The following is a 4,151-nucleotide window of genomic DNA, read 5'->3' on the forward strand; positions in this document are numbered from 1 at the left end:
GTATTTACATTGCTCTCTATTTACCAGTTAAATGTGCTACTTATGAGTATAGTGGTGTAGATTCCAAATTAGAAAAGAAAGAATTTGATTCTCCTTATCCTGTAAACTGCTCTTTCTATATGGCAGGGAGAAATGCTGTTCCAGAATCAAAAGAACCTCCTGAAAGAGACGAACCTAATATCTTTATTTCTTACAATCCCAGTAAAAAGAAAATTACCCGTTATGTAACTTCTACTAACGAACAATTAGGTAGGATATTTGCTGAGAACCCATTTGAAGAGTTACCTCCACACGATGTTATCTTAGGATCTCTAAAACACTATAATCTTCTTCTACCCAATAACGCTCTATACAACTCACCACATATCGATACCGCACCCTTCTTCTACCAGGATGACCAGCACACATTCTTTGTAGAACCGGGATATGAGGAAGTTGAAATTCCCTTTATTAGAGGATGGGTTCTCGAGCCAACAAAAATTGATGATAGATTAAAGAATTGGTTAGATAAAACGGAATATGTTCCTGCAATTCCAGATATAGAAATAGCAATACCTCCAGTAGTTGAGATTCCTGAATCACCTATTGACCCAAGAAGCCGGTTCCGTATTTCAAAGCCCCTTGACCCTGTTACTTATCCTAATACTGTAATTGATTACGGAGGAAAAGCTATAGGTAAAAACGGCATGGTATCTATGCCAGCAAAAGAGTTTGGCGCCGTGACCGCCGGGTATAGCATCATCGGAAGAGAAGGGATTTTAAGTTCTGGAATTGGAATAACAAACATTTTAAGGAGGGAGATAAGATGAACGGAAAAATATTTAATAATTTTCACAATAATATAGATTTGGTAAAGGAAGAGATTGGTGAAAAAGTAAAAATCCCAACTTCATCCTACAAAGTCAAGCAGTGGAAATGCCGTTTTTATCTCCACCAGCACCCCTATGTAACCCGACTCATTCAGGAACTGATAAGAGAAAGAATAGATGGACTTATGAAGCAGGATGAGGATGGAAATTTCAAAAAAGAGAATGAGCATTATAAGTTTGAGCCAGCAATGAAAGAAGAATTCTTTAAAGACCAGTATTCGCCAACTAATATCGTTAAAAAACCTTATCCTATCAAAGATTTAGATTTTTCAATAAGTGGGGCTTATTCAGTCTATAACTGGGAACTATTCTACCATGCTCCCCTTCTCATTGCCCTCCATTTGAGCAAAAACAATAGATTTGCCGAAGCACAGAAATGGCTTCATTACATCTTTGATCCAACAGACGACAGTAACAATCCCACACCTCAGAGATTCTGGAAGGTAAAACCCTTCCTTGAAATGACCCCTAAGAAAATTGAAGAAGTTCTGTTAGAGTTATCTAAAGACCCTGACTCTGAACTTTCCAAAGAGGTAGTAAGATCCCTCAAGGAATGGAGGGAGAAACCGTTCCGTCCCCATGTGATTGCAAGACACCGCCAGTGGGCTTACATGTATAAGGCGGTTATGGCATATCTTGACAACCTTATTTCCTGGGGAGACTTTCTCTTCCGTCAGGACACACCCGAAAGTGTGGACGAGGCACTCCAGATATATGTTATGGCAGCAAATATCCTTGGTCCAAAACCTCAACCTGTTCCTAAAAAAGGTGCCAATAGACCTCAGACCTATGCAAGTATCAAGGATCAATTGGATGAATTCAGCAATACCCTTGTTGACCTTGAAGCTGACATACCTTTTGTTTTTTTCTCTCCTTCAGGGAAAGTCAGCGATACATCCACTCCTATTCTTAAAAACATTGCAAAAACCCTTTATTTCTGTGTTCCTCCAAATGAAAAACTCCTCTCCTACTGGGATATTGTTGCAGACAGACTGTTCAAGATTCGTAACAGCATGGATATTACAGGAAGATTTCGCAGGCTTCCACTTTTTGCACCGCCTATTGATCCTGCCCTACTTGCAAGGGCTGCAGCTGCAGGGCTTGATGTAGGAGCAGTAATAAGAGGTATAAATCAGCCTTTACCTATAGTAAGGTTTACTTTTCTTATTCAAAAGGCTTTAGAAATAGCACAGGAAGTAAAATCCCTCGGTGGTCAGCTTTTAACCGCAATGGAAAAGGAAGATGCAGAGGCTATCGCAATACTCAGGGCAAAGCATGAAAGGCAGGTTCTTGAAATGGTTGAACATACAAAATATGCGCAACTTCAGGAGGCTAAAAAATCAAGGGAAGCTTTAGAAAAATCCTTGGCTCTGGCTGCAGTTCGCTATGAGTATTATGAAAGACAACTTGGAAGAGAGAAAAGTAAAATTAATGCTGATATAGATAAAAATATCTTTGATGTCTTAAATGATCTGGAAAGACAGGAACTTGACAATATGGCATATTCTCAGGAAGAGGATATTCCTGACACCATGGATAGGGAAATTAAGATTGATATTGCAAAAGGTATGACAGATATTAAAAAAGGTGTAATTTTGAGTAATTACGAAGCTAAAGAATTAAATTATTTAGATTATGCTCATGATTTACAAAATGAGGCTTCAACTTATTCATTAATCGCAAAAATCTTGGCACTTATTCCTGAATTTGGAACCATGGGTGCTCCTATAGGTGTAGGTGCGTTACTTCAATTTGGTGGACGTGCTTTATCCACTGAACTTTCCTTAATAGCGGAATCAAAAAATATTGATGCATCTACATTAACATACGAAGCCAATAGGTCTGCAAAAATAGGCTCCTATGCCCGCAGGGAGCAGGAATGGACATTTCAGAGCAACCTTGCTCTTGCTGAGATGAGGCAGATACTTAAACAATACAGGGCTGCTCAAATCAGAGAAGCGATTGCAGAATATGAGCTTAATGCCCACAGGGTCCAGATGAAGCATGCTAAAGAAATTGAAGAGTTTTTAAATGCCGATGGCACAAATCTGAAAGGAAAAAAGACGAATAAAGCACTTTATGCCTGGATGAAGAGAGAAACAAGAGGGCTATATACGCGCTGTTTTGACTTTGCCTTTGACATTGCAAAGAAGGCGGAAAGAGCACTTCAACATGAACTGGGAGATGATAGTTTAACATTCATCAAATACGATTATCTTGCAGGTAAAGAAGGACTTCTTGCCGGAGAAAAGCTTTATCTTGACCTCAAGAGAATGGAAATGGCATATCACGAAAATAACCGCAGAGAATATGAACTCATAAAGCATGTAAGCCTCAGAGAAATAGACCCGATTGCTTTGATAATGTTGAGAAACACAGGCAAATGCATTGTCAGACTACCTGAAGAGCTATTTGATATGGATGCTCCTGGTCATTACTTCAGAAGAATAAAGACAGTAGCGGTTACCATTCCTTCTGTAACAGGACCACATGTCAGCATAAACTGCAAACTCACACTGCTTAAAAGCAGTATCAGAAAAACTCCTTCCGTAGGAGAAGGATACGCCAGACAAGGAAGCGAAGACTCAAGATTTTCTGATTACTATGGAAGTATTGAATCTATAGTTGCAAGCAGTGCTCAAAACGATACAGGTCTTTTTGAGACTAATCTAAGGGATGAACGCTATCTTCCATTTGAAAATTCAGGTGTTATCAGCGAGTGGATGATTGAACTTCCTGCAAGACCGCAAGAAGATGATCCTCAAATGTTCGACTACGATACTATAAGTGATGTTATCTTACATATTAGATATACGGCAAGAGAGGGTGGTGAACCGCTCCGTAACGCCGCAATGAAAAATTTAAAAGACAAAATCGATAATGGAGAGTTTTCAGGAAACATACGCCTCTTTTCAATAAGGCACGAGTTCCCGGCTGAATGGAACAAGTTCAAGAATCAAACCTGCGAAGGCGGCTCATGCGAGTTAACCCTTCAATTAAAACCAGAACACTATCCTTTCTGGGCTAAGAATTTTGTATCAAGTATAGAAAGCATTGAAATTTTTGCTCGTCCAGAAGAAGGTCAAACAGGAATAACCATTGAATGTAATGGATCAGAATTACAATTGGACCCAGACACAAATCTTCTACATGGAAATATTAGCCCAACAGGTAGTCCAACGGGTGAGCTTAAATTACGTTTCAATAGTAACCAAATTTCTGACCTTTGGATAGCAATAAAATGGAAAAGAGAAGATTAAATATTTAAACTAATATTTGGGA

Annotated in this window: 2 protein-coding genes; both read left to right on the forward strand. The window is 39.0% G+C overall.

Annotated features, from left to right (window positions below; genetic code table 11):
- On the forward strand, window positions 1-809 hold an 809-nt coding region (locus D6734_10160; GenBank protein RMF93399.1), incomplete at its 5' end, for a hypothetical protein.
- Entirely contained in the window at window positions 806-4,129 is a 3,324-nt protein-coding gene (locus D6734_10165; protein RMF93400.1) for an insecticidal toxin protein, read from the forward strand. The genes D6734_10160 and D6734_10165, both read left to right, overlap by 4 nt.
- The last annotated feature ends 22 nt before the right edge of the window (window positions 4,130-4,151 follow it).

It is taken from the genome of Candidatus Schekmanbacteria bacterium, from assembly GCA_003695725.1.
GTDB lineage: Bacteria > Schekmanbacteria > GWA2-38-11 > GWA2-38-11 > J061 > J061.